This window comes from Algoriphagus sp., assembly GCF_024642405.1.
Classification (GTDB): Bacteria; Bacteroidota; Bacteroidia; order Cytophagales; family Cyclobacteriaceae; genus Algoriphagus.
Map to the genome: position 1 here is coordinate 1 of NZ_JAHEBC010000337.1, position 4,135 is coordinate 4,135.

General features: G+C 36.4%; 4 protein-coding genes and 1 pseudogene. 4 read left to right on the forward strand and 1 reads right to left on the reverse strand.

What is annotated here, in order from left to right:
* A pseudogene (locus Q0L68_RS17255) lies at window positions 1-832 on the reverse strand (hypothetical protein); the annotation flags it as partial.
* Between the two features lie 94 nt (window positions 833-926).
* Here Q0L68_RS17255 and rbfA point away from each other — a divergent pair.
* The 4 genes from rbfA to Q0L68_RS17275 all read left to right on the forward strand — a co-directional run.
* A complete protein-coding gene (gene rbfA, locus Q0L68_RS17260) occupies window positions 927-1,310 on the forward strand; it encodes a 30S ribosome-binding factor RbfA (RefSeq protein ID WP_296705508.1) in 384 nt (127 codons plus the stop codon).
* A gap of 11 nt (window positions 1,311-1,321) precedes the next feature.
* Complete coding sequence (locus Q0L68_RS17265; RefSeq protein ID WP_296705509.1) at window positions 1,322-2,548, forward strand: FtsX-like permease family protein; 1,227 nt, start codon at window positions 1,322-1,324, stop codon at window positions 2,546-2,548.
* A 181-nt stretch (window positions 2,549-2,729) separates the two neighbouring features.
* On the forward strand, window positions 2,730-3,332 hold the full coding sequence (locus Q0L68_RS17270; RefSeq protein WP_296705510.1) for a hypothetical protein: 603 nt from the start codon (window positions 2,730-2,732) through the stop codon (window positions 3,330-3,332).
* 139 nt (window positions 3,333-3,471) lie between these two features.
* On the forward strand, window positions 3,472-4,135 hold a 664-nt coding region (locus Q0L68_RS17275; RefSeq protein ID WP_296705511.1), incomplete at its 3' end, for an FAD-dependent oxidoreductase.

Consider the following 4,135-nt stretch of genomic DNA (forward strand, 5'->3'; position numbering starts at 1 on the left):
TGGTGGATCCTTTCAGAACTGCACTTAAGAAATAACCAATTAATGAAAGTATAATAGGGAATGTAGCTATGATCAACCAGCTCCAGTACGATTGATAAGTTGATTTAGCAGAAAGAAGAATGAGAGGCCAAATATCAATGGCTTCTTGCAGCCCGTCATTCCAATAATAAAAAACTGAAATAAGAAGGATGGGTAAGGTATATCCAACTAGTGAAAGCATCAGTTGACGAATTGAAAACCCACTGATGGCAATCGCAGTAAAAATCAGGTAAGGTAAAAACAGGATATAACTTGGATGAAACCCTGCAGCTAGGCCGCCATAAATTCCTATTAATAAAGTTGATTCACTGGTTTCCTTTTGAAGAACTGTTTGGGAAAAAAGTTGCCCCAAAGCCAAAATCAAAAAAGTACTTCCCAACATGGCTGGGTTTAGTGAAAGCATATCAAAAGAGAAATGAAACAAGGCTGCCATAATTATTGCAGGCAAATAGGTATTTTCATCAAAGACCCTGTATCGGATCAAAGTCGAATTCCAATAAATGATTTGAAACAATATGAAGGCTCTTCCGATTAATTCAAAGGCGAGTTGACTTCTCCCAAACAATAAATCTACAAGTGTAAAAAAACCTGCAGAAAGCGGACCAGTATCATCAATAATATCTTGATAAAGAAAAAATCCCTGCCCAAGCCTTTCTCCAAGTAATAGCCAAATTAGTTGAGGTGAGGTGATTGGAAGGGGATTCCAAACAAGATAGATGGAAGTTAGAATAAGCAAGTAAATTGCTAATCCTACCAACCTAAATGGGTCATTAACTTTGAAAAATCTAAGCAAGATGTTTGGAATATTGAGTTTGAAATGAGTTGCTTTTGCCCGAAATTAAAGCTTGCCCAACTATTTCGCTAAATTTGTACCATAAATACTTTATATGGAAAGTAAAAGACAACAAAAATACGCAAAACTAATCCAAAAAGAACTTGGAGATATCTTTCAGAAAGACGCAAAGCATCTTGTAGGAAGAGCAATGATTACCATTACTCATGTTCTGGTAAGTCCTGATTTGGGGTTTGCGAAAGTTTATTTAAGTTTTTTGCTGGCAGATCCTGATGCTACCTATAAGTTAATCAATCAGCATAAGAAAGAAATTAGGCATCAGTTGGCCAAGAGGATTGGGAAATCAGTTAGGATAATTCCTGAGATCGCATTTTTTCCTGATGATTCTGCTTCGTATGCGCAGCACATGGATAAGGTTATTTCTGATTTAAATATTCCAGAGGCTCCTGAAGAGGAAGAAGAGGATAATGAAGATTAACTCATAGCAGATTGAACCTTAGTTTTTTCATAGCGGGCAGATACTTTCGCAGCAAAAAGAAGCGGAACTTTATCACCATTCTTTCTACGATTTCAATGGTAGGAGTGGCGGTAGGTACTATGGCCTTGGTGATAGTTATGTCTGTATTTAATGGGCTTGAGGATTTAATCAGAGGGTTATTTGCAAGTTTTGATGCTGAACTTAAAATAGAAGCTGCTGAAGGGAAAAGTTTTGAAATTACAGATAACTGGCTTGACAGCATTCGGTCCGTTGAAGGTGTTGAGATATTAACCGAAGTAATCGAGGATAATGCCTTATTTGATTATAATGGGAATCAAATAGTAGCTAGACTAAAAGGTGTTTCAGATAATTTTTTGGATCAAGGTAGATTTTCAAAAGGATATTTTTGGGGAGATACTACCCTCGGAACCGAACTCCGGCCAGGAGCAATTTTAGGAAGGGGAGTTGGGTTTTTCCTCTCTGTCAATTTGAATGATATTAATGTTCCTTTAAAAGTTTTTTATCCAAAAGCACCAAGATCAGCAGCTAGCATTGATCCAAGTCAACTTTATTCTTCAGCGATATTAGATCCGGTTGCTTATTTCAGTGTTGACCGACAATTTGATGATGAATATGTTATTGCTCCTTTGGAATTTGCCAAAAACCTCTTGAACTATGGAAACAGGAGGACTTCCTTAGAAATAAAAGTAAACGAAGACGCGAGTATAAATGATGTTCAGGATAGGTTAAAGGAACTACTAGGCACAAAATTTTTAGTCAAAAATACCGATGAACAACATGCTGGACTTCTCCGAACCGTCAAACTCGAAAAGCTTTTTGTCTTCCTTACCTTGACCTTTATTCTCGCAATTGCTTCCTTCAATATTTTCTTTTCTTTAAGTATGTTGGCAATTGAAAAGAAGAAAGATATTGCTGTATTGAAAGCCATGGGTGCTCCCGATAAACTTATCAGGAGAATCTTTTTGAAACAAGGTTCTCTGATTGCTTTTAGTGGAGCTATCATAGGATTGATTTTAGGGTTTTTAGTTTGCTTAATTCAAGAGAAATTTGGTTTGGTTTCTTTGGGAATTTCTTCTGCTGTGATTGATGCCTATCCAGTGAAAATATCCTGGACAGATTTTATTTGGATAAGTATTTCAGTGATTGGAATAACCTTACTTGCCTCTTATAGGCCAGCATGGATAGCATCAAAAGTGGATACGGTTAAAGAGCTTTAGCCTCAAATTAGCTAATCGTCATAAACAGGTCAATTTGATCTAATTTTTTAATGAAAGTTAAAAGTCAATTTTATAACCTTCACCTTCTAAACCACACTTAAAAAAATCCCATTAATTTTGCACAAAGGCATGTTTATTGAAGCCTGATTCGAATCACCCCAAGTTGTAAAATAAATACCTAATGTTGAAAGTATTGACCCTAAGTAGTTTGCTGTTTTTATTAATTGGAAGCGGAAGCCTAGTAATGGCACAAGACGAAGGATCTTTAAATAGCGGAACAATAGACAGCCAGTTTGACTATGTCTATAGCGTTTCCAATAGTTATCAAGAAAAAAATCAAGAATATAAAATTGTCAAAAAGACCAATCTTGACAAGCTGAAGTCAAATATGCTTGATTCAATGAGAACGATGAGGCAAGAAGTATTGGGTCTCAAAACCCAGATTTCCAGTCAAAAAGATTCCATTGGAAGGATGAATACCGTACTGATACAGGCTGAGGCTCAGAAGGAAGAGGCTATTGCTAATAAAGAAAACTTCACATTTTTAGGAGTGGGAATTCACAAGACTTTCTATTCTTCAATGATGTGGTTATTGGTAGCAATTTTGGGAATAGCACTTGCTTTTTTCTCGATGCAATACATGGGAAGTTTTAAGAAAATTAAAAAAGCAGAAAATGATCTGGCAGATGTGCAGGAAGAATTTGATTCGCACCGGAAAAATACATTAGACCGCGAACGAAAATTAAAAAGAGAATTGATTGATGCCCAAATGGGCAAAAAGTAGATTTTGCCCACAAAAGATGATTGAAATATCTTAAATGGGTAAGAAGACTGAAAACTCAGTCTTCTTACCCATTTTTTTCTTACTTTTTGAAAGTTGAAAATCTGATTTGATCTAGTAGTATTTTAATCTATTTATGCACATGAGTATAAAAAAATATGATGTGGTTGTGATCGGATTAGGAGCAGTAGGTGCTGCAACACTTTTTCAACTTTCTAAATCCAATATTTCCATCTTGGGAATTGATCGATTTGACCCTCCCCATAAAATGGGTTCCTCTCATGGAGAAACAAGAATTACAAGATTGGCGGTGGGAGAATCTGATTCTTATGTTCCTATGGTGATGCGGTCTCATGAGATATGGAGGGAGATAGAGATGTTATCGAATTCATCCATTTTCACCCAATGTGGAGGTATTTTGTTGGATTCGGGGGATTTACCCTGGTCAAAACATGGATCAGAAGGTTTTTTGAAAAGAACTGTAGGGTTTGCAGAAAAATATGGAATAAACCACAAGGTTTTAGACTCCTTACAGTTCCAAGAATATTATCCCCTTTTCCAATTGGGAAAGAAAGGGACTTGTTATTTTGAGCCATCGGCTGGGTATTTGAGACCAGAGCAGGCGATACTTTCACAGCTTAGTCTTGCAGAAAGGAATGGCGCAAGTATTCTAAGAAATAGTCCAGTTACTTCAATTTCAAAACTAAATAACGGTCGAGTAAAAGTGATTTTTGAGGAGGGAGAGGTCATAGCAGATAAAATTATCAATTGCTCAGGAGGATGGATTAAGGATTTTGTTTCGACTG